At 64.1% G+C, this 21,871-nt stretch carries 21 protein-coding genes; 14 read left to right on the forward strand and 7 right to left on the reverse strand.

Annotated elements, in window-relative coordinates:
• The 4 genes from kdpB to H7A76_RS28435 all read left to right on the forward strand — a co-directional run.
• On the forward strand, nt 1-1,820 hold a 1,820-nt coding region (gene kdpB / locus H7A76_RS28420; protein ID WP_185701599.1), incomplete at its 5' end, for a potassium-transporting ATPase subunit KdpB.
• Between the two features lie 32 nt (nt 1,821-1,852).
• Nucleotides 1,853-2,398 carry a potassium-transporting ATPase subunit KdpC gene (kdpC, locus tag H7A76_RS28425; protein ID WP_185701600.1) on the forward strand — a complete coding sequence of 182 codons (546 nt, stop codon included), beginning with the start codon at nt 1,853-1,855 and terminating at the stop codon, nt 2,396-2,398.
• A gap of 99 nt (nt 2,399-2,497) precedes the next feature.
• A complete protein-coding gene (locus tag H7A76_RS28430; RefSeq protein WP_185701601.1) occupies nt 2,498-5,149 on the forward strand; it encodes a sensor histidine kinase KdpD in 2,652 nt (883 codons plus the stop codon).
• 98 nt (nt 5,150-5,247) lie between these two features.
• A complete protein-coding gene (locus tag H7A76_RS28435; protein ID WP_185701602.1) occupies nt 5,248-5,943 on the forward strand; it encodes a response regulator in 696 nt (231 codons plus the stop codon).
• A gap of 1 nt (nt 5,944) precedes the next feature.
• On the opposite strand, the gene H7A76_RS28440 is transcribed toward H7A76_RS28435, so the two are convergent.
• Nucleotides 5,945-6,982: a patatin-like phospholipase family protein gene (locus H7A76_RS28440; protein ID WP_185701603.1), complete on the reverse strand. Its 1,038-nt coding sequence runs from the start codon at nt 6,980-6,982 to the stop codon at nt 5,945-5,947.
• Between the two features lie 223 nt (nt 6,983-7,205).
• Between H7A76_RS28440 and H7A76_RS28445 the strand changes: the two genes are divergently transcribed.
• The 3 genes from H7A76_RS28445 (at nt 7,206) to H7A76_RS28455 (ending at nt 9,303) form a co-directional block, all read left to right on the forward strand.
• The gene (locus H7A76_RS28445; protein ID WP_058434425.1) at nt 7,206-7,484 is read left to right on the forward strand and encodes a hypothetical protein; all 279 of its coding nucleotides are present in this window, start codon (nt 7,206-7,208) and stop codon (nt 7,482-7,484) included.
• Nucleotides 7,485-7,628: 144 nt separating this feature from the next.
• Nucleotides 7,629-8,396 carry a CHAD domain-containing protein gene (locus H7A76_RS28450; RefSeq protein WP_185701604.1) on the forward strand — a complete coding sequence of 256 codons (768 nt, stop codon included), beginning with the start codon at nt 7,629-7,631 and terminating at the stop codon, nt 8,394-8,396.
• A gap of 109 nt (nt 8,397-8,505) precedes the next feature.
• A complete protein-coding gene (locus tag H7A76_RS28455; RefSeq protein WP_185701605.1) occupies nt 8,506-9,303 on the forward strand; it encodes an acyl-CoA thioesterase II in 798 nt (265 codons plus the stop codon).
• Nucleotides 9,304-9,316: 13 nt separating this feature from the next.
• Here H7A76_RS28455 and H7A76_RS28460 read toward each other — a convergent pair whose 3' ends face one another.
• From H7A76_RS28460 to H7A76_RS28470, 3 genes are all read right to left on the reverse strand, one after another.
• A complete protein-coding gene (locus tag H7A76_RS28460) occupies nt 9,317-9,679 on the reverse strand; it encodes a terminase (protein ID WP_185701606.1) in 363 nt (120 codons plus the stop codon).
• A gap of 140 nt (nt 9,680-9,819) precedes the next feature.
• Nucleotides 9,820-11,301, reverse strand: coding sequence for a methyl-accepting chemotaxis protein (locus H7A76_RS28465; protein WP_185701607.1), 1,482 nt, complete (start codon nt 11,299-11,301; stop codon nt 9,820-9,822).
• An 85-nt stretch (nt 11,302-11,386) separates the two neighbouring features.
• The gene (locus H7A76_RS28470) at nt 11,387-12,193 is read right to left on the reverse strand and encodes a TatD family hydrolase (protein ID WP_185701608.1); all 807 of its coding nucleotides are present in this window, start codon (nt 12,191-12,193) and stop codon (nt 11,387-11,389) included.
• Nucleotides 12,194-12,429: 236 nt separating this feature from the next.
• Here H7A76_RS28470 and H7A76_RS28475 point away from each other — a divergent pair, with 236 nt between their 5' ends.
• From H7A76_RS28475 to H7A76_RS28485, 3 genes are all read left to right on the forward strand, one after another.
• Entirely contained in the window at nt 12,430-13,851 is a 1,422-nt protein-coding gene (locus tag H7A76_RS28475; protein WP_185701609.1) for a transglycosylase SLT domain-containing protein, read from the forward strand.
• Nucleotides 13,852-13,953: 102 nt separating this feature from the next.
• Nucleotides 13,954-14,388, forward strand: coding sequence for a DoxX family protein (locus H7A76_RS28480; protein WP_185701610.1), 435 nt, complete (start codon nt 13,954-13,956; stop codon nt 14,386-14,388).
• 299 nt (nt 14,389-14,687) lie between these two features.
• On the forward strand, nt 14,688-14,996 hold the full coding sequence (locus H7A76_RS28485; RefSeq protein WP_185701611.1) for a class I SAM-dependent methyltransferase: 309 nt from the start codon (nt 14,688-14,690) through the stop codon (nt 14,994-14,996).
• Nucleotides 14,997-15,083: 87 nt separating this feature from the next.
• Here the strand turns inward: H7A76_RS28485 and H7A76_RS28490 are convergent, their stop codons facing one another.
• A complete protein-coding gene (locus H7A76_RS28490) occupies nt 15,084-15,713 on the reverse strand; it encodes a response regulator transcription factor (RefSeq protein WP_185701612.1) in 630 nt (209 codons plus the stop codon).
• Between the two features lie 299 nt (nt 15,714-16,012).
• Between H7A76_RS28490 and greB the strand changes: the two genes are divergently transcribed.
• A complete protein-coding gene (gene greB, locus H7A76_RS28495) occupies nt 16,013-16,486 on the forward strand; it encodes a transcription elongation factor GreB (RefSeq protein WP_185701613.1) in 474 nt (157 codons plus the stop codon).
• A 24-nt stretch (nt 16,487-16,510) separates the two neighbouring features.
• On the opposite strand, the gene H7A76_RS28500 is transcribed toward greB, so the two are convergent.
• Nucleotides 16,511-19,021, reverse strand: coding sequence for an ABC transporter permease (locus tag H7A76_RS28500; protein ID WP_185701614.1), 2,511 nt, complete (start codon nt 19,019-19,021; stop codon nt 16,511-16,513).
• Nucleotides 19,021-19,704 carry an ABC transporter ATP-binding protein gene (locus H7A76_RS28505; RefSeq protein ID WP_185701615.1) on the reverse strand — a complete coding sequence of 228 codons (684 nt, stop codon included), beginning with the start codon at nt 19,702-19,704 and terminating at the stop codon, nt 19,021-19,023. Before H7A76_RS28505 ends, H7A76_RS28500 begins: the two co-directional genes overlap by 1 nt.
• A gap of 10 nt (nt 19,705-19,714) precedes the next feature.
• Between H7A76_RS28505 and H7A76_RS28510 the strand changes: the two genes are divergently transcribed.
• The 3 genes from H7A76_RS28510 (at nt 19,715) to H7A76_RS28520 (ending at nt 21,778) form a co-directional block, all read left to right on the forward strand.
• Nucleotides 19,715-20,320: an arylesterase gene (locus H7A76_RS28510; RefSeq protein ID WP_185701616.1), complete on the forward strand. Its 606-nt coding sequence runs from the start codon at nt 19,715-19,717 to the stop codon at nt 20,318-20,320.
• Between the two features lie 56 nt (nt 20,321-20,376).
• Nucleotides 20,377-20,670, forward strand: coding sequence for a hypothetical protein (locus H7A76_RS28515; protein WP_007931378.1), 294 nt, complete (start codon nt 20,377-20,379; stop codon nt 20,668-20,670).
• Between the two features lie 133 nt (nt 20,671-20,803).
• Complete coding sequence (locus H7A76_RS28520; RefSeq protein WP_185701617.1) at nt 20,804-21,778, forward strand: L,D-transpeptidase family protein; 975 nt, start codon at nt 20,804-20,806, stop codon at nt 21,776-21,778.
• Nucleotides 21,779-21,871: the final 93 nt, after the last annotated feature.

A 21,871-nucleotide genomic window follows, 5' to 3' on the forward strand; every position in this document is an offset into this window, starting at 1 on the left:
TGTGGTTCACCGTGTTGTTCGCCAACTTCGCCGAGGCCCTGGCCGAGGGGCGTGGCAAGGCCCGTGCCGACAGCCTCAAGGCCGGCAGCGAGGGCCTGAGCGCCCGGCGCCGGGGGGCTGATGGCAGCTTCCAGCTGGTGCCAGCGGCCAACCTGCGCAAAGGCGATGTGGTACGGGTCGATGCCGGGGAAATGATCCCGGGCGACGGTGAAGTGATCGAAGGCATCGCCGCGGTCAACGAAGCGGCGATCACCGGGGAGTCGGCGCCGGTGATCCGCGAGTCCGGTGGCGATCGCTCGGCGGTGACCGGTAACACCCGCCTGGTGTCCGACTGGCTGCTGGTGCGTATCACCAGCAATCCCGGGGAGTCGACCCTGGACCGCATGATCGCCCTGGTGGAGGGTGCCAAGCGCCAGAAGACCCCCAATGAGGTGGCCCTGGACATCCTGCTGATCGGCCTGACCCTGATCTTCCTGCTGGTGGTGGTGACCCTGCAGCCGTTCGCCCATTTCGCCAATGGCAGCTTGCCGCTGGTGTTTTTGGTGGCGCTGCTGGTGACGCTGATCCCGACCACCATTGGCGGCCTGTTGTCGGCCATCGGCATCGCCGGCATGGACCGCCTGGTGCGCCTGAATGTCATCGCCAAGTCCGGGCGGGCGGTGGAAGCCGCCGGGGACGTGCATGTGTTGATGCTGGACAAGACTGGCACCATCACCTTCGGCAATCGCCGGTGCAGCGCCATCCACCCGGCCCCGGGCATCAACGCCGGGGACATGGCCGAGGCCGCCTTGCTGGCATCCCTGGCCGACGACACGGCTGAAGGCAAGTCCATCGTCGAATACCTGCGCGAACTTTATCCACAGCCCGAGCCGGGCAGCGAGTCGCTGGTGGCCGTGCCTTTCAGCGCCGAGACCCGCTTGTCCGGGGTCGACTATCGTGGCCAGGCCTACCGCAAGGGAGCAGTGGACTCGGTGCTGGATTTCGTTGGCCTCAAGCGCGACGACCTGGCGCCGGCGCTGGCCCGGGAGATCGGCAAGATCGCCCAGAGCGGCGGCACTCCGCTGCTGGTCTGCGCCGCTGGCCGGTTGCTGGGCGCGATTCACCTCAAGGACGTGGTCAAGCCCGGTATCCGCGAGCGTTTCGCCGAGTTGCGCAAGTTGGGGATCCGTACCGTGATGGTCACCGGCGACAACCCTCTGACCGCCGCTGCCATCGCCGCCGAAGCCGGGGTCGACGATGTGCTGGCCGAAGCCACGCCGGAGAAGAAGCTGGCGCGCATCCGCCACGAGCAGAACGACGGACGCCTGGTGGCCATGTGCGGCGACGGCGCCAACGATGCTCCGGCCCTGGCCCAGGCCGATGTCGGCATGGCCATGAACGACGGCACCCAGGCCGCTCGCGAGGCGGCCAACATGGTCGACCTGGACAGCGATCCGACCAAGCTGCTGGACGTGGTGCAGATCGGCAAGGAACTGTTGGTGACCCGTGGCGCCCTGACCACTTTTTCCATCGCCAACGACGTGGCCAAGTACTTCGCCATCCTGCCGGCCTTGTTCGCGGCGATTTATCCACAACTGGGCGTACTCAACATCATGCACCTGACCAGCCCGCAGAGCGCGATTCTCTCGGCGATCGTGTTCAACGCGCTGATCATCGTGGTGCTGATTCCCCTGGCCTTGCGCGGTGTGCGGGTGCAGGCCGCCAGTGCCGCCCACCTGCTGCGGCGCAACCTGCTGATCTACGGCCTGGGCGGCATCTTGGTGCCTTTTGCCGGGATCAAGCTGATCGACCTGCTGCTGACCGCCGCCCACCTGGTGTAGGCGGCCGGGATTGACCCATCGAGGATTGAGAAATGTCTAGCGTATTGCGTCCGGCCTTGAGCCTGATCGTCTTGATGACCCTGATCACCGGCGTGGCCTATCCGCTGGTGGTCACTGGAGTGGCCCAGGTCGCGTTCGCGGACCAGGCCAATGGCAGCCTGGTCCGCGATGACAGCGGCAAGGTGCGGGGCTCGGCCCTGATCGCCCAGGACTTTGTCGGTGATGCTTGGTTTCACCCGCGCCCCTCCGCAGGTGCCTTTGCCACGGTGGCCAGCGGGGCCAGCAACCTGGCACCGAGCAACCCGGCCCTGGCGACCCGGGTGATCGAGGATGCCAACAAGCTCTTGGTGCCTGGGCAGGGCCCGGTGCCCCTGGCGTTGCTGACCACTTCCGGCAGCGGCCTGGATCCGCACTTGCCACCGCAGGCGATTGACTATCAACTGGCGCGAGTTGCAGCGGCACGCAACCTGCCAGCCGACCGGCTACGAGCCTTGGTGGCAGAGCACACCGAACGGCCGCTGATCGGCCCGCCGGTGGTCAACGTGCTGGCCCTGAACCTGGCCCTGGAGCGGCTGTAACCTGGCGAGCCTGGAAAAGCCCCGACAGGGGCTTTTGCGATGCTCGAGCCCCAAGGAGTGACGATTGAAACCCATTGTCTTGTCGCAGAGAGATGCCCCATGAGTGATTCCGGTCGCGCCGACGCGCTGCTTGCCGAGCTGCCCCGGGACGGGCGTGGCCGGCTCAAGGTCTTTCTCGGCGCCGCGCCCGGGGTCGGCAAGACCTACGCCATGCTCCAGGCCGCCCACACCCAGATGCGCCAGGGCGTCAAGGTCCTGGCCGGGGTGGTGGAGACCCACGGCCGGGCCGAGACCGAGGCGCTGCTGGGCGGCTTGCCGCAACAGCCCCTGCTGCGCTCGGAGTATCGTGGGGTGCTGCTCGAGGAGATGGACCTGGACGGCCTGCTCAAGGCGCGGCCCAAGCTGGCGCTGGTGGATGAACTGGCCCACAGCAACGCCCCGGGCAGCCGCCATGCCAAGCGCTGGCAGGACATCCAGGAGCTGCTGGCGGCGGGCATCGACGTGTTCACCACGGTCAACGTCCAGCACCTGGAGAGCCTCAATGACCAGGTGCGCGGCATCACCGGGGTCCAGGTCCGCGAGACCTTGCCCGACTGGGTGCTGCAGGAGGCCTACGAATTGCAACTGGTGGACCTGCCGCCCCGGGAGCTGCTGGAGCGCCTGCGCGATGGCAAGGTCTATGTGCCGGAGCAGGCGCGGGCGGCCATCGATGCCTTCTTCAGCCAGACCAACCTCACGGCCCTGCGCGAGTTGGCGATGCAGACCGCGGCGGCCCAGGTGGACAACGACCTGGCCCAGGGCTATCGCCGCCTCGGGCAAGCGGCACCGGCGGTGCGCGGACGGCTGTTGGTGGGCATTGACGGTGATCTTCAGGCCGAGCGCCTGGTGCGCCACGCCAGCCGGGTTGCGCAGCGTCGGCACCTGCCCTGGAGCCTGGTGCATGTGGATAACGGCCGGCTTGGCGACGAGCAGTCGCGCTTGCGTTTGCAGGCGGCCCAGCAACTGGCCGAGCGCCTGGGCGGGGAGGTGGTCCTGCTGCGGGCGGGCGAGGTGGCCAAGACCCTGATCCAGCACGCGACCGAGCGGCGGGCCAGCCTGTTGCTGGTGGGGCAGTCGAGCCGTCGCTGGCGCCGGCGCTGGTTCGGCGGTGGGCTGGCGGCACGTTTGTTGCGCAATGCCGATGGCCTGGAAATCAATGTCCTGGACAGCGAGCCATTGCCCAGCCAGCCGAGGTTGCGGGTCAAGCATCCGCTGATGTGGTTCGACTATGCCCTGGCGCTGTTGGCGACGCTGTTGGCCAGTGCCCTGGCCTGGGGCGTGGCCGGCGTCCTGGCGCTGCCGAACATCTCCCTGGTGTTTCTCGCCGCGGTGCTGCTGGTGGCGGTGCGCAGCAGCCTGGGGCCGGCCCTGGCCTGCGCCGCGCTGTCGTTCCTGAGCTACGACTTCCTGTTCATCCCGCCGAATTTCTCCCTTTCCATCCAGCGCGAAGAAGACGTGCTGACCCTGCTGTTCTTCCTGCTGATGGCCGCCCTCACCGGTAATCTCGCGGCCCGCCAGCGCCGGCAATTGCAGGCACTGCGCGATACCCAGGAGGAAACCGGCGAGCTGCTGGACCTGTCGCGCAAGCTCACGGCCGCCACCGACCGGCAGGCGGTGATCAGCGCGGCGATCCAGCACCTGAACGGGCGCGAGGAGTTGCGCATCTGTTTGTTCAACCGCGATGAGCAGGGTGCCTGGAAGGTCGAGAGCGGCGGCACGCAGCAACTTTCCGAAGCCGAGCGAGCCGCGGCCGATTGGGCCTGGCAGCACGATCAACCTGCGGGCCTGGGCACCGGGACCCTGCCTTTTGGCCGTTGGTGGTGGTGGCCGCTGTCAGTGGATGACGGCCCCTTGGGCTTGTTGGGGGTATGCCCCAGGGAGGGCGCGGTCTTCAGTGATCAACGCCGACGTTTGCTCACCGCGCTCAGCCAGCCGCTGGCCCAGGCCCTGGCCCGGGCGCGCCTGGCCGAGGACTTGGAGGCAGCGCGCTTGCACGGCGAAACCGAGCAACTGCGCAGCGCCTTGCTGGCTTCGGTGTCCCACGACTTGCGCACTCCGCTGACGTCGATGCGCGGCAGCATCGACAGCCTGCTGGCCTTGGGCGAGGCGATTCCCCTGGAGGATCGCCGGGAATTGCTGGAGGGCACCCGGGATGAGGCCGAGCGCCTGGATCGGTACATCCAGAACCTGCTGGACATGACCCGCCTGGGCCATGGTGCCTTGAAGCTGGCCCGCGACTGGGTCACCCCGGCGGATATCGTCGGCAGCGCGCTCAATCGCCTGCGCGTGGTGCTGGCGCCGCTGCGGGTCAGCACGCAGTTGCCCCGGGATCTGCCGCTGCTGTATGTGCACGCGGCGCTGATCGAACAGGCCCTGGTCAATGTGCTGGAGAATGCGGCGCGTTTTTCCCCGGTCCATGGCCGCCTGCACCTGGCGGTTCGCGCCGACGAGCAGGAACTGAGTTTCGCCGTGAGCGACGAGGGCCCGGGTATTCCCGAGGAGGAGCGGGCGAAGATCTTCGACATGTTCTACACCGCCGCCAGGGGCGATCGGGGCGGCCAGGGCACGGGCCTGGGGTTGGCGATCTGCAAGGGCATGGTGGGGGCCCATGGCGGGCACATCAGTGTCGCCGATGGCATCGACGGCCGGGGCACCTGCATCACCCTGTTCTTGCCGTTACAGGCCCAGCCGGAACTCGAGGGCGAGCTGTGAAACGCTTGTCAGCAGGGGCGAGGACTCCTGCAAAAGCCCTCTGGAGGAGATTGGCGTTGCGCTACTCTCTTGTCTCTTATTTGTCTTGAACTGAACCCATGAGCCAGACCGCGACCATCCTGGTCATCGACGACGAGCCGCAGATTCGCAAATTCCTGCGCATCAGCCTGGCGTCCCAAGGATACAAAGTGATTGAAGCCGGCACCGGCACCGAGGGCCTGGCCCAGGCGGCGCTGAGCAAGCCGGACCTGCTGGTGCTCGACCTGGGGTTGCCGGACATGGATGGCCATCAGGTACTGCGCGAATTTCGCGAGTGGTCGGCGGTGCCGGTGCTGGTGCTCTCGGTGCGGGCCAGCGAATTGCAGAAGGTCGAAGCCCTGGACGGTGGGGCCAACGACTATGTCACCAAGCCGTTCGGCATCCAGGAGTTCCTGGCTCGCATACGCGCCTTGTTGCGCCAGGCACCGTCGGGAGAAGTCCAGGAGGCGGCGTTGCAGGTGGGCTCCCTGACGGTCGACCTGGCGTACCGCCGGGTGTTGCTCGACGGCGTGGAAGTGGCCCTGACACGCAAGGAGTATGCAGTGCTGGCCCAGCTGGCCCGCCACCCGGGCCGGGTGATCACCCAGCAACAACTGCTCAAGGACATCTGGGGGCCGACCCATACCGAGGACAGCCATTACCTGCGGATCGTGGTCGGGCACCTGCGCCAGAAACTGGCAGACGACCCGACCCGGCCGCGCTTCATCGTCACCGAGGCGGGGGTCGGTTATCGCCTGTTGGCGGGCGAGGCTTGAGCTAGAGCTGCTCCTGTTCGTGGCGGTCGAGGGTGTCGCTGGCGATTTCCCGACCCAGGGCGATCAGTTCCGGCGCCTTGTAGAACTCGAAGAAGCGACACACCCGCTTGGGTACGTTGATCAGGATATCCGGCGGGTAGCCGGCGATCTTGTATTGGGCCAGGGACGTCTGCATGACCTCGAAGCTCTGGTTGACCAGGTCCAGCAGCGAAGCGGGGCCGACGTTATCGACGATGAACGAGCCGCTGGCCGACCTGGGAGCGCCGTCGGTTTCCGGGGCCGCGGCCGGTTGCTGGGACTCAGGTTCGGCGCCTTCGACCCAGGGATTGATCTGTGCCGCATCGCTCTTGAACGCCTCCTGTTCCAGCAGCAACAGTTGCTCGGCCTGCTTGCGCCGGAATGGCAGGCGCGAGCCCAACGAGTTGATCAGGCTGTCGAAGCGGCTCTTGAAGGCCGGCGGGCGCTGGATCACCGGCAACTGATAGTGCCGCTGGTTGGTGGAATTGAGGTTGACCGCAATGATCAGGTCGCAATGGCTGGACACCACCGGAACGATCGGCAGCGGGTTGAGCAGGCCGCCGTCCACCAGCATGCGATTGCCTTGCATCACCGGGGTGAACAGGCTGGGGATGGCCGCCGAGGCGCGCATGGCCTGGTGCAGGCAACCTTCCTGGAACCAGATCTCCTGTTGGTTGGTCAGGTCGGTCGCCACCGCGGTGTAGGGGATGCGCAGGTCTTCGATGTTGACGTCGCCGACGATCTTGCGAATCTGGCCGAAGACCTTCTCGCCGCGAATCGCCCCCAGGCGGAAGCTCACGTCCACCAGGCGCAGCACATCCAGATAATCCAGGCTCTCGATCCATTCCCGGTACTGGTCGAGTTTACCCGCCGCATAGATGCCACCGACCACCGCACCCATGGAGCAACCGGCGATGCAGGCAATCTCGTAACCGCGTTTTTCGATCTCCTCGATGACTCCGATATGGGCGTACCCGCGGGCACCTCCCGAACCGAGGACCAATGCGACACGTTTGTTCATGATTCGTCCTTTCGCCAAGCAGGCTGCCACAATGCACCCTTAGCGCCCCGAGGTTCAATCGCGGCTGGCCCGGCAATGCGGCTCGACGCGGCCTCACGGATCGGTGTCGAGCCTCGCGCCACGGCGCCTGCGGCTATATTTTCCTGGAGGTGGCCTTGGCACTTTTCTTCACCGCCACCGTCTTACCCCGTACGACTGTATTCCCCTTCTTGAGGTGTCATTGATGAAAGCCTGGATCTGCTTGCCCCTGATTGCATTGGTTCTGAGCGGTTGCGCAGGCAAGACCGCCTACCGTGACAGCTGCGGTACCCAGCTGGATGCCGCCTGGCGTGAACTGGACCTGGCCAAGGCCGAGGGTTTCGCCGGCACCGTGAGCTACTCCAAGGCGCTGTCGCTGCTGACGGGCGCCAAGACCCAGCAGCAGTTCGAGGCCTTCGAAGGTTGCACCAACAAGGCCGAGAAGGCGCGTTTCTATATTCGCGAATCACGTGCCGGGCGTTGAAAGGCGACAAGCGCTACGCTAAGCCGGCAAAATCGAAGATCGCGGGCCGCTGGCCGGACGTAATGCCGGTCACCGGCCCGCGATTTCATTCCGGGGCCGGACGAGCCGGCACCGGGTTGGTTGAGTTGTGTTGGGGAATCCTTGATGTCTGCCCTGGTTGATCGATTGGTGGCTCGGATCCTGAGCCTGGACGTGAACTTGCTGGCCTGCCAGGCGCGCCTGGCGGCCGCTACGGACGCCGAGGCGCTGCATGACCTGCGTGTCGGGGTACGGCGCTTGCGCAGCCTGTTGCGGCCGTTGCGCGGCCTGCCGGGAGTCGAGCAGCTGGAACAGGCCGGTGCGCAAGTGGGGCGCGTGACCACGCCGATCCGGGATCGCGAAGTCCTGGCGGCCTACCTGCATCAGCATGGCCAGCATGCCGCCGGCGACCGCCGCACCGTGCTGCTGGCCCAGGAGTATCCCGCCGTGGCCGCGGGGCCTGAACTGGCGCGCCTGGCCATGGTGCTGGATGCATTCCCGCGATTTCTCAGGGCCGCCCAGCGCCAGGAGTTGCTGGAAGGCTTGCGCCCGCGCATCGAGAGGCGCCTGGGCAAGCAATGGCAGGCCCTGGGCCAGGCACTGGAGGATCCGGCCCACGACCGCCATCGCCTGCGCTTGCTGATCAAGCGGGTGCGTTATGCCGCCGAGTCCTATCCTGAACTGGACCGTTTGCCTGGCCCGGCCATCAAGCGGCTCAAGGCCGCCCAGGCGGCGCTGGGTGATTGGCATGACTGTTGGCAATGGCTGGCCCAGGCCGAGCAGCAGCCGGACCTGCTGCCTTGCGTGGCCACCTGGCGGCGTACCATGCTCAAGGCCGAGGCGCGAGCCGACCGCATGCTGGACAAGCTGTACGGTGATTGCTTTGGCCATTGAGTGCCGGCCAGCGGCCTTTCTGTCCGCTGCTTTGGCCGGAATAGTTGCTGTAGAGCCCTGGCTCGCTGGTTAAGATCCCTGGGTTCATACATTTCCCGTAGAGGTTTTCATGCGTTTCTATGATTTGCTCGAAGCGGTTCGCAAACAGCCCGAGGCCCTGAGCATTCCGGCGCAATGGGCCCAGGGGCGGGCCAGCTTCGGCGGTCTGGTGGTGGCCCTGCAGTACGAGGCGATGCGCGCCAAGGTTCCGGCGGACCGTCCGGTACGATCCCTGGCGGTGACCTTCGTCGGTCCGGTGGCTCCCGAAGTGCCGGTGAGTTTCGAAGTGGATGTGCTGCGCGAGGGCAAGGCGGTCAGCCAGGTCCTGGGACGGGTGATGCAGGAAGGCCAGGTCGTGACGCTGGTGCAGGGCAGCTTCGGCGCCTCGCGGCAGTCGGTGGTGAGTGTCGAGGCCTTGCCGGCACCTGAAATGAAGCACTGGGACGATTGCCAGGAGCTGCCCTATATCCCGGGCGTGACCCCGGAATTCATGCGCCACCTGGCGATGCGCTGGAGCATCGGCGGCATGCCGTTCACCGGCAATCGCTCACGGGACATGGGGGGCTGGGTGCGCCTGCGGGGCGACGTCAAGGAAGAACCGGTGACCGAAGCGCACATCCTGGCCCTGGTGGATGCCTGGCCGCCGGCGTTGTTGCCGCACCTGACCAAGCCCGCCGCCGGCAGCACCCTGACCTGGACCATCGAGTTCGTCCAGCCGCTGCTGGAGCTGGATACCCTGGACTGGTGCAAGTACCGGGTGGAGATCGAGCATGCCCGCGACGGCTATGGGCATGCCGCTGCCGCACTGTGGAGTGCCGATGGGCGGCTGGTCGCCCTGAGCCGGCAGACGGTGACCATCTTCGGCTGAGCCCCAGAGGCCGTCAGTGCCGGTGGCGTTGCAACCAGGCACGCCACCAGGCACCGCTCAGGACGAAGCGGGGAAAGGTCACGAACTGCTCCACCAGCAAGCGCTGGACTGCGTCCTGGCGATCGGTGAAAGGCTCGCTGGCCTTGGCCTCGAGGCTATGGCCGTGGCGTTGCAGGCCCAGGGCCGCAAGGATGCCGATCGCGCCGATGGCCAGGCTCAACAGGCTCAGGGAAAACACTCCCGAGGCAATCAGCAGGAAACCGACGATGAACAATGGCACGGCGATCAGGTGCAGCACCAGGTTGGTCGGATGCTGGTGGCTGTTGGGGTAGACCCGCCATTGCCAGGCGGGGAGGTTGGGGTGGCGTTGGCCCATGATGCTCATCCTTAGTGTCTGGAAACTCATGGACCAAGGATAGGGCGCGAGCAGCACGGCGACGAATCAAGGCTGGCTATCGTCTCGATAGCGCAAGTGTGGAGGCGGGGCGAGCAGCTCGCCCCCTTTGGCAGGTCTTGTCAGAGCTTGAGCTGGCCGATGGCCTTGCTCAGTTCGCCGGCCAGGGTGGCCAGCTCGCTGCTGGTCGTGGCGGAGGCCACGGTTTGCTGCACGGTGTTTTCGGTAACGTCGCGAATGCTCACCACCGCTCGGTTCATTTCTTCGGCCACTTGGCTCTGCTGTTCCGCCGCGACGGCGATCTGGGTATTGCTTTCGCGCATCTGCGCCACGGCACCGGTGATTTCCGCCAGGGCTTCGCCGGCCTCCTGGGCCTGCTGCACGCAGTCATCGGCCTTGAACGAGCTTTCCTGCATGAAGTCCACGGCATCGCGAGTGCCTGCCTGCAGGGCGGAGACCATGCTAGTGATTTCATCGGTGGAGGTCTGCACGCGTTTGGCCAGGTTACGTACTTCGTCGGCCACCACGGCGAAGCCGCGGCCCATCTCGCCAGCCCGAGCGGCCTCGATGGCGGCGTTGAGCGCCAGCAGGTTGGTCTGTTCGGCGATGCTGTGGATAACGTTGACCACGCCATTGATTTTCTGGCTGTCCTCGGCCAGCTTCTGGATCATCTCGGCGGTCTGTTGTACGCCGTTGGACAGCCCGGCGATGGACTTCTGCACCCGGCCCACCACCTCATGTCCGGAACCGGCCAGGGCATCGGCGGTTTGCGACAGGTCCCGGGTCGCCCCGGCATGCTGGGCGATGTGGTAGACGGTGGCGGACATTTCATTGATTGCCGTCGCCGCCTGGTCGGTCTCGCTTTGCTGACCGAGCATGCCGTGACGCACGTCGTTCATGCTCGATGCCAGGCGCGCGGCACCCTGGTCAAGCTGGCGCGCGGTATTGGCCACAGTGTTCACCACTCGCTGGTAGCCGGCCTGCATGGCGTTGAAGGCGGTGGCCATCTGGCCCACTTCATCCTTGCAGGACAGCGGTACCCGGGCGGACAAATCGCCGGTCTTTTCAACGTGCAGCATCACGTCCTTGAGGGTGTTGAGCTGGCTGAGCAGAAAGCGGATCAGCAACTGCGAAGCGCAGAGCATGGCGAACATCAGGATGAACACGGCGACCGCATAGTTGGTAAAGCGGTCGCCGAAGACCTGGGCGAAGCTGGGAGCATGGGCCAGCACGGCGACTTGCTGGCCATCGGCGCGGCCTATGACCTCAGCGCCCAATAGTGGGTTATCGCCCAATAGCGGCAGGTGGTTGAGTTCGACCCAGCCGCTGGCGCCATTCAACTCCGGGAGCTGCTGCTCGTTCACGGCTGGAGTCTGGCCCCGGGTGAAATACACCAGGTTTTCGTCACTGGGCAGTGGTTTTCCGGTAGGCCAGGCATCGAGCAAACGCGCCTGGGCCTGGGCAGCGGCCTGGGCACTCTGGCTGCGGGCCTGTTGTTCCAGTTGCACGGCGTACAGCACTAATAACAAGGTGGTGACGAAGGCGACCGCGTTGACCGCCCAGAATTTGTATTTCAGCGAGATATTGCTAAGCCAGGCACCCATAGAAGGTCTTCTCTGATTGAGCGGAATAGTATTGGCAAGGTGCCATTAGTGTGCCGTTATGCGTTAAGAAAAATCTTGATATGCATCAAGCAATTTCTGTCAGGCCAAAAAACGCCCGGGCGCAGGCCGTGCTATGGCGAGCCAGGTCCTCCGGTGTTTCCTGGCGGTGCAAGGCCACTTCGCGCAGCACCTCGGTCAGGTAGGCTGGTTCATTCTGGCCGTTCTTCGGTTTCGGCCGCAGGCTGCGTGGCAACAGGTACGGCGCATCGCTCTCCAGCATCAGGCGGCCCCGGGGAATCTCCCGCACCAGCGGATGCAGATGGGTACCGCGGCGCTCATCGCAGATCCAGCCGGTGATGCCGATATGCAGGTCCAGGTCGAGATAGCTGAACAGCGCCCGCTGCTCACCGGTAAAACAATGCACCACGGCTGCCGGCAAACGGTCCCGAAAGTCTTTCAGGATAGCCAATAGGCGCTCGTTGGCATCGCGTTCGTGGAGGAACACCGGCAGTTGCAACTCGGCCGCCAGGGCCAGGTGTTCTTCCAGGACTTTTTCCTGCTGCGGGCGAGGCGAGAAATCCCGGTTGAAGTCCAGGCCGCATTCGCCCACCGCCCTTATCCGCGGTTCGCCCAGCAGGGCCCGCAGGTGCCGGGCGCTGTCGGGGTTCCAGTCGCTGGCGCTATGGGGGTGCAGGCCGGCAGTGGCAAATAGCCTCTGGCCCTCGGGGTCCAGTTGTTGGCACAGGTCCAGGGCCTGTTCGCTGCCCTCGATGCTGGTTCCGGTCACGATCAACTGGCAGACACCGGCTTCATAAGCTCGATCGAGAACCGCTTGGCGTTTTTCGGAAAAACAGGGATTGGTCAGGTTGACGCCGATATCGATGAGTTGCATGGTGCTATCTCCGCCTGCGGCCGGAAAGCATATCAGAGCTCTGGATTTAATAAGAAAAACCAAGAACTACAACGAGTTGAAGCTGTCTCTTGCTGTCGCAAACAGCAATGGCCCAGCGCTCGCACCGGCCATTTCAGCTGTCTTTCGCACCTTGCCAGCGCCCACGGCGCTTAGTTTCTGGCGATCAACCCTGGAAAAGCGACCAAGGGTTGAACAGTAATCCATGCGGAGAACGGATGACCCGACCCTCGATCTTGCTCGCTCTGTGCCTGACCCTGTTCCTGCCGTTGCCGGCGGTGGCGCGCCTGGCCGGGCCTCCGGAAGTCCAGGCCAAGGGCAAGGTCCGCGACCTGGCGGAAATTCGTAGCAGTCGGCTGTTGCGGGTGCTGGTCAACCAGAGCCGCAACAGCTCCGGTGAAGTCCAGGGCCAGTCCATCGGGGTCGAGTACCATCGCCTGCGGGCTTTCGAGCAGTACCTCAATGGCCATGCCCGCGATGGCCAGGAAATCAGCCTGAAGATCATCCCCAAGGCCAAGGACCAGCTATTGGGCGCCTTGCAGCGCGGAGAAGGGGATCTGGTGGCCCCTGGGGAGTTGCTGGAGGCCCCGCCCGGGCATGCGGTCAGCTCCAGTGATCCGATCGCCAGTAACGTTCCGTTGCTGCTAGTGGGAGTCAAGGGAGAGCGGCGTTATACGCGGGTCGAGCAACTGTCCGGCAAGACCCTGACCCTCACCACCGGTAGCGCCGCCGGCGAGGCGGTGAGCCAGATCAACCAGAAGCTGGCCCTGCGCAAGCTGGCACCGATCAAGGTCGAGTGGGTCGATCCCAGCCTGGCGGTGGAGGATGTGCTGGAAATGGTCCAGGGCGGCATCTTCCACCTGACCATAGTCGAGCAGCCGATTGCCGAGCGCTGGAGCAAGATCCTCGGCAAGTTGCGCCTGGACCGGCAGCTGAAGATCAGCGAGCCCGGGGAAGAACACTGGTTCGTCCGGCGTGACGCCTCGATGTTGCGGGCGAGCATCGATCGGTTCCTCAAGACCTACAAGACGCCGGCGGACCAGGATGCAGCTTTCCTGCGTATCTACCGCCGCCAGTACCAGGTGCATTACCCCCTGGCCCGGGCTGATCGCCAGCGCCTGGAGAAGCTGCGGCCAGTGCTGCAGAAGCATGCCGGGGAACAGGGCATGGATTGGTTGAACCTGGCAGCCCTGGCGTTCAAGGAGTCGGCGCTTCAGCCCAGTGCCAGGAGTGGCGGCGGTCCTACCGGACTGATGCAGATCACACCGTCGGCGGCGCAGCGGGTGGGCGTGAGCAATATTCAATCCGTGGATAGCAATGTGCAGGCCGGAGCCAGGTACCTGGCCATGATCCGCCGTAAATTCTTCGCCAGCCCCAAGCTCAATGAGCGCGAGCGGATGGCGTTTATCCTGGCGGCCTACAACATGGGGCCCGAGCGGGTCCAGGGCATGCGCACCGAGGCCAGACGCCGGGGGTTGAACCCGAACCAGTGGTTCTTCCAGGTGGAGCGCATCGCCATGGAGCAGGTGGGGATGGGGGCGGTCAGCTATGTTAATAGTGTCAACAAATACTATCTGGCCTTCGACCGCGAGCGGGACTCCCTGGAGCCTCGGGAGCGAAAAGTTGCATCGCGCAAATAATCTAAAAATTTGATTGTTATGTCGGAATAATTCCGCTTTTAACATGATAAAAACTGATTAATATGGCGACCAACTTCCCCCCCCTTACACAGGACACACAGCATGAGCACTTTGATCAAGAACGTACTGGGAACCCGCGCAGGTTATGGCCTGACTGTCGTGCGCATCCTTGTCGGCATCATCTTTGCGGCCCACGGTTCGCAGAAACTCTTCGGTTGGTTCGGCGGTGGTGGCCTGGCGGGTACCGCCCAGTGGATGGAAAGCATCGGCCTGGCCCCGGGTTACCTGATGGCCTTGCTGTCGGGTGGTACCGAGTTCTTCGCCGGCCTGGCGCTGGTCATCGGTTTGCTGGCTCGTCCTGCGGCCCTGGGCCTGACCTTCACCCTGCTGGTGGCGATCTTCTCGGTGCATATCAGCAATGGCTTGTTCATGGCCAACAACGGCTATGAATTCGCCCTGGCGCTGCTCGGCGGTACCCTGGCCGTGCTGATCGAAGGGGCCGGCAAGCTGTCGCTGGATGCGACCATCGCCAAGTGATCCGGGCAGTCGATCCGGGTAGGCGCAGCAGCTGCGATTGTCCCGGATCAAGCGCTTGCAAGTTTGTTCCAAGGGCCTGCCGATGCAGGCCTTTTTTCGTCTTGCTGGAATCTTGACACTGACTGGCCGGCTTCTCTAGGATGCTGCCCATGCGCCGATTTAAACAGCTACTTGCGGGGCGCCAGGTAAGCCGAAAGCTTGCTGCCAGAAGCCAGTCCGGCTTCGAAGTACCGCTAAAGCGCTGGTTCGGTGTTGCCTCTCACCTGCCCGGCAGAAACTTGAGGCAGAGACACGATACGATGAATGCACCACGCCCCCTTGTACGTCTAGCGCCAATCACGGCGAGTCTTTCCCCGCGCAACCCGAAAATCCTCCTCAGCGGCCAGCACCAACCTACCTTGTTGCGTTATCTCGGTGGCTGGCCCCGGCGTTCCACGGGACCGGCGGCGTTCCTGATCCAGTTTGTCGAGGATGGTGAGTCCCTGGCACGCTTTGCCAGTGACAGTTTCGACTTGGCGGTCATCCCCGCTCCCCAGGCGCAGGACGCCGCTGAGGTCATCAAGCAACTGACCCGCGTCGCCCGGCAAGGGTTGATCGTTCGTCGTTGAGCGCCTGCTCCCCAGCTTGAACCCGTATCGGCCAGCGATGCCAGAGGCTCACCGGCGATGGATCCTGTTCGCCTGGCGAGCAGCCATTCATACCACCGAATTGCGCTTCGCCAACTCGGCCAGGGCTACCAGGTTGGAAATATGGAAGTGCTTGAACAGCCGGATCTTGTAAGTACTGACGGTCTTGTGGCTGATCAACAGGTTATCGGCGATCTGTTGGTTATTCAGCCCATTGGCCAGTAGCTTCAGTACCGTGATCTCGCGGTCGCTGAGACGGGAAATCAGCACGCTCTCCTGGTCGGTGGCCCGGCTGTTTTGCTGCATGAGGTTGAGGGTGTCATCGGGGAAGAAGATATAGCCGGATAAGATGGCTTTGACCGCATGGCCCAGTTCGTGGAGGTTTTCGGTCTTGCTCAGGAAGCCCATGGCTCCGGCCTGCAGGCAGCGCAAGGCGTAGTTCCTCGACTCGCTGGCGGTGACCACCAGGATCTTGAGTGGTCGCTGGATGCACCTGATGTGATCGATGACCGAAAATCCGTCCAGGTTGGGAATGCCCAGGTCGAGGATCAGTAGGTCCGGGTTGTGTTGGCGTACCAGTTGCACGGCGTCTGCGCCATTGTCGGTTTCGCCGACTATGGTGTACTGCCGGGCTTCCAGCTCTGACCTGAGGGCCAGGCGGATCAGTGGATGGTCATCGACGATGATGATGCTGGCCATCGGTAGCTCCCTTTGATTTTCGGCGGGTCGAGAGGCGCCTAACGGACTCCTTGGTGCGTAGGCCTGGAGCTGGCGAGCGAGGCGGGGATACTGAATTCGCCGCTGAGAAAGGCGCCTTATGGTTGTACGCTTTACCTTCTTGGCCGGATGATTGGCCGATTTTTCTTAGATATAAATCGGATAAATCTGATAGTTGTAGAGAGCGGCAGTGGCGGTGCGGCGATGCTCCGTGGTGGCCGTGCCTTGCGCTTCATTCAAACAACGGTACAGCCTCACCGGGCTGGGAGATGACAAGTCAATTGAGTACCAAGCTCATCACGCAAGAAGGTTACGAGGCTCTCAAACAGGAGCTGGACTACCTGTGGCGGGAACATCGCCCGGAAATCACCCAGAAGGTCACCTGGGCGGCTTCGTTGGGTGATCGGAGTGAGAACGCCGACTACCAGTACAACAAGAAGCTATTGCGGGAAATCGATCGCCGGGTGCGCTACATACGCAAGCGCCTGGAGGACATGCGAGTAGTGGCCTATGCGCCGGAGCAGGAGGGCCGGGTGTTCTTCGGCGCCTGGGTCGAAGTCGAGAACGAAGCAGCGGAAATCAAGCGTTTTCGTATCGTGGGTTATGACGAGATCTACCAGCGCAAGGACTACATTTCCATTGATTCGCCCATGGCCCGGGCCCTGCTGAAAAAGGAAGTGGGGGATGAGGCCATCGTCGTGACCCCGGCGGGCGAGACCTGCTGGTGGATCAACCAGATCGACTACCAGAAGTAGGCTCGCCACCGCGGTGGCGAGCGCTTACCCCTCGCGCAGAACGCTCAACGGGCTGGCGTTGAGCGCTCGCCGGGTACCGAACACCCCGGCCGTCCCCACTAGCACCGCACCAGCCAGTGGTAGCAATAACAGCCAGGGGTGCGGGTGCCAGGGCAGGTCGAAGGCGAAGCGGTAGAGCACCAGGCTGACCAGTTCGCAACCCAGCGCGGCCAACAGGCCGCTCATGGCCCCGAGCAGGCCGAACTCGATCCGTCGTGCCTTGACCAGCAGCCGTCGTTCGGCACCCAAGGCTCGCAGCAGTGCACCTTGGCGCAGGCGTTCGTCGAGGGTGGCTTGCAAACCGGACAGCAGCACCGCCATTCCTGCCGCAAGTACGAACAGCAGCACGTACTCCACCGCCAAGGTGACCTGGGCCAGGATGCTGCGCAATTGCTCCAGCAAGGCCTCGATCTGGAGAATGGTCACGGCCGGGAAGGCCCTGGACAGCTCCACCACTTGCGGGTCGTGCCCGGGGCTCAGGTAGAAGCTGGTGAGGTAGGTTGCCGGCAGGTCCTTGAGGGTTCCAGGCTGGAAGATCATGAAGAAGTTCGGCTGGAAGTTGTCCCAGTTGACGCTGCGCAAGCTGGTGACCCGGGCTTGCCGGTTCACACCGGCAACGGTGAAGGTCAACTGGTCCCCCAGTTTCAGTTTCAGGCTCTCGGCCACCTTGGCCTCCACCGATACGCCAGGCAGCGCCTCATTCGCCTGGGGCGAGGACGACCACCAGTTTCCAGCGGTAATTTGGTTGCCCGCCGGCAACTCGGCAGACCAGGTCAGGCTCAGGTCGCGTTGCACCGCACGATCGCCGCTGGATTCCTTGGTGACGATCTGCTGCACCGCTTCGCCATTGATGCTCACCAGGCGTCCGGGGACCACCGGGTACAGGGGCGCCGATGGGGCGGACAACTGCACCAGGCGGTCGGTGAAGGCCTGCTTGTCGGCTGGCAGGATGTTCAGGGCGAAGTAGTTGGGGGCGTTTTTCGGCAATTGGTTTTGCCAGGTGTCCAGCAGTTCTGCCCGCAACAGGGCGATCAGCGCCATGGACAGCAGGATCAGGCCGAACGCCATGGATTGCCCGGCGGCGGCCAGGGGATGGCGCAGCAACTGGCCCAGGCCCAGGCGCCAAGGCAGGGAGGAGCGAGCCAGCAACCGGCGTAAGCTCTGCAGCGCCAGCAGTAGCAGGCCGCCCAGGGCCAGCGCGGCGACCAGGCCGCCACCCAGCAGGGCGAAGGTCAGGATCAGATCCAGGCTCAAGCGCCACATGATCAGGCCCAGGGCCAGCAGCGCGACGCTATAGATCAACCAAGTGCTGGGTGGGATTGGCAGCAGGTCGCGACGCAGGACCCGCAAGGGCGGCACGCGACCCAGCGCGGCCAGGGGCGGCAAGGCGAAGCCGGCCAGGGCCACCAGTCCGGTACCGATGCCGGCAATGGCCGGCAGCAGGCCTCCCGGCGGAACATCGGCAGGTAGTAGTCCGTGCAGCAGGTAGAACAACACCAGCTGTGCCAGCCAGCCCAGCAATGCGCCACTGAGGCTGGCCAGCAGGCCGAGCAACACCAATTGGGTCGTGAACAACAACAGGGTTTCCCGGCGCGACAGCCCCAGGCAACGTAACAGGGCGCTGGCATCGAAACGGCGCGCAGCGAATCGGTTGGCCGATAGCGCCACCGCGACTCCCGAGAGCAGTACCGCCACCAGGCTGGCCATGTTCAGGTAACGCTCGGCCTTGCCCAGTGCGCCGCCGATCTGCTGGTTGCCATCGCGTGCATCCTGCAGGCGCTGGTTGGCTTGAAGCCCCGGCTTGACCTGCTGGCGGTAAGCCTCCAGGGCCGGTGCGAGGCCGCGCCAGAGTTCCTTGTAGCTGACCCGGCTGCCGGGCTGGACCACGCCGGTGGCCTGCAGGTCATCCAGGTTGATCAGCACCCGAGGCGTCAGGCTATAGAAGTTGCCAGCGCGATCCGGCTCGTAGGTCAGGACCCGGGTCAGGCGCAGGGTCTTGCTGCCGACGTCGATGCTGTCGCCGATCTTCAAGTCCAGTGCGGCCAGCAACCGCGGCTCGACCCAGGCTTCGCCGGGCCCGGGAGTCCCACCAGGTATCTCGCTGGCATAGGGGGCTTCGGCGCTCTTGAGCTGGCCGCGCAACGGGTAGGCGCTGTCCACGGCCTTGATGCTCGACAGTTGGATACCGTCGTCCGTGGCGATGACACTGGAAAACTCGACGATGCTGGCGTGTTCCAGGCCCAGGGCGCGCCCGCTGTCGATCTGTTGCGGGCGGGCCGGCGAGCTGCCTTCGAGCAACAGGTCGGCGCCGAGGAATTCGGTGGCCCGCAACTGCATCGCCCCGTTCAGGCGCGCGCCGAAATAGCCGATGGCCGTGCTCGCCGCAACGGCCACCAGCAAGGCGAAGAACAGGACCCGCAGCTCACCGGCCCGGGCATCACGTAGCAATTGGCGCAGGGACAGGCTGAAGACTCGCAACAGGGACAGACGTGCCATCAAGGCTCCAGGGGGGCGACCAGCGAGCCCGCTTCGAGACGGATCAGGCGCTGGCAACGGTGGGCCAGGCGCTCATCATGGGTCACCAGCACCAGGGTGGTACCGCTTTCCCTGTTGAGTTCGAACAGCAGGTCGCTGATACGCTCTCCGGTATGGCTATCGAGGTTGCCGGTGGGTTCGTCGGCGAACAGCACGTCAGGCTCGGCGGCGAATGCCCGGGCAATGGCCACGCGTTGTTGTTCTCCGCCTGACAGTTGGCGCGGCGAGTGACTCAGGCGTTGGTCGAGGCCGACCCGGCGCAGTAGCTCGGTGGCGCGTTCGCGGGCATCGCGGCGGCCATCCAGCTCCATGGGCAGCATGACGTTCTCCAGGGCGTTGAGGCTGTCGAGCAGTTGGAAGGACTGGAACACGAAGCCCACATGCTCGGCCCTGACACGGGCCCGCTGATCTTCATCCAGCTGGCCGAGGCTCTGGCCGGCGAGGATGACCTCGCCGCTACTGGGCAGGTCGAGTCCCGCGAGCAGGCCGAGCAGGGTGGACTTGCCGGAGCCCGAGGCGCCGACGATGGCGAGGCTGTCGCCCTGGTCGAGCTCCAGGCTGAGCTCGTGGAGGATAGTCAGCTCGCCTTCCGCGCTGGGAACCACTTTGCTAAGGTTCCGCGCAGTGAGAATGCTTGCGCCCATGGAGAATCCGATGCGTGTATGGTTTTTGAGTGCCGGCCTGGCCTTGATGTGCATGGTCCAGAACGCAGCGGCGGGAACGGTCCTGATCGTGGGCGATAGTATCAGTGCGGCTTTCGGCCTGGATACCCGCCAAGGTTGGGTAGCCCTGCTGGAAAAACGCCTCGACGACCAGGGGTTGGGCGCCAGGGTGGTCAATGCCTCGGTCAGCGGCGATACCAGTGCCGGAGGCCAGGCGCGCCTGCCAGCGCTGCTCGCGGAGCACAAGCCCCAGGTGGTGGTGCTCGAACTTGGCGGCAATGACGGCCTGCGGGGCCAGCCCCCCCAGCAATTGCAACAAAATCTTGCCTCGATGATCGACAGTGCCCAGGCCGTGGGGGCCAAGGTGCTGCTCCTGGGCATGCAGCTACCACCCAACTACGGCGTGCGCTATACCCAGGCCTTCGCCAAGGTCTATGGCCAACTGGCCAGCGACAAGAAGGTGGCCCTGGTGCCGTTTTTCCTGGAGGGGGTCGGCGGTCACCCGGAAATGATGCAAGCGGACGGTCTGCACCCGGCGGCAGCGGCCCAGCCCAAGTTGCTGGAAAATGTCTGGCCGACGCTAAAACCGCTGCTTTGACGCTTTTCTAGCGGCGGTGTTTCGGCTAATGTTGCGCCCCCGATTTGGAGCCCCCGATGCCGCGTCCCGCCTGGTCCCTGTTTGCCTACCAACTGATCGAGCCTGATGAACAGCTTGACCTGTTCGCTTGTCAGGAGGTCAGGGTGCACCTGGTGACGCGCCAGCTGGAGTTGGGCGGTTCCGCCGACCGTACCTTGTGCGGCACGTTGCTGCCGGCGCAACCGCGTTGGTCGAGCGTGGACAGGACGATTTTCCAGGACCAACGGCTCTGTCCCCTGTGCCGGGCGATCCTGGAATCGCAGAAGCGTGGGACTCCGCCGATCTGGCCCGAGCTACGCTTCGAGTTGTAGGCGGCCGCTAGCGAGCCGTTTCGGCAGGGATTGCATATGTGCGCTTGTCTCCCTCGGCCTGGCTCCCGGAGCCTTGGGGCGGGGTGTACAATCGTGTTTCTTTCATTGGTTGTACATGCGAAGGATTATCCGGATGTTGCCGCGCCTCCCTGTCCTCACCCGTTGCCTATCACTTGCCGCACTGTGTGTGGCCGGTCCCGTTGCCGCATTGGAGTTCCCCCTGCCTCCGCCCGGTGAAGATGTCGTTGGCCAGGTACAGGTGATCAAGGCCAAGTACGAAGACACCTTCGCCGACCTGGGCACGGCCAACGACCTGGGTTACCTGGAGATGGTGGCAGCCAACCCGGGAGTCGACCCCTGGTTGCCTGGGGCGGGTACCGAGGTGATTCTGCCCACCCGCTTCATCCTGCCTCCGGGGCCGCGCGAAGGAATCGTGATCAACCTGGCGGAGTACCGGTTGTATTACTTTCCAAAGGGGCGCAGCGTGGTCTACACCTTCCCGCTGGGGATCGGTCGGGAAGGCTGGGGGTCGCCGATCGCGCATACCAGTATCACCGCCAAGACGCCGAACCCGACCTGGACGCCGCCTGCCTCGATCAGAGCGGAACACGCTGCCGATGGCGATCCGCTGCCTGGCGTGGTGCCGGCAGGGCCGGATAACCCCCTGGGGCCATTCAAGTTCACCCTGGGTACGCCTGGCTACCTGATTCATGGTTCGAACAAGAAGTTCGGTATTGGCATGCGCACCAGCCATGGTTGTTTCCGCATGCTCAACAACAACGTATTGCAAATGGCCGGTATGGTCCCGGTGGGAACTTCCGTGCGTATCATCAATGAACCGTACAAGTTCGGTATCAGTGCCGGTAAAGTCTATCTTGAGGCTCATACGCCATTGGATGATAAAGGCAATCCTTCGGTGGTCGACAAGCACACCGCTGTAATCAACGCCTTGCTCAAGCGCGAAGACCTGGCTAACAACCTGCGTATGAACTGGGATGTGGTACGCGATGTAGTAGCAGCCGAAGATGGCCTGCCGGTGGAGATTGCCGTGCCATCGGCTGCCCCCGCGACATCGTTGTCCAGCACACCTTTTGAAATGCCGCAGTAAGCGGCTCAAGAGAACCCGCCGCGGCCTGTTGGCTGCGGCGGGTTTTTTATTGCCGAGGCAAAAGCCAGGCAATAAAAAAGCCGACCCAAAAAA

This window comes from Pseudomonas sp. MSSRFD41, assembly GCF_014230245.1.
In the GTDB taxonomy this organism is placed as follows: Bacteria; Pseudomonadota; Gammaproteobacteria; order Pseudomonadales; family Pseudomonadaceae; genus Aquipseudomonas; species Aquipseudomonas piscis.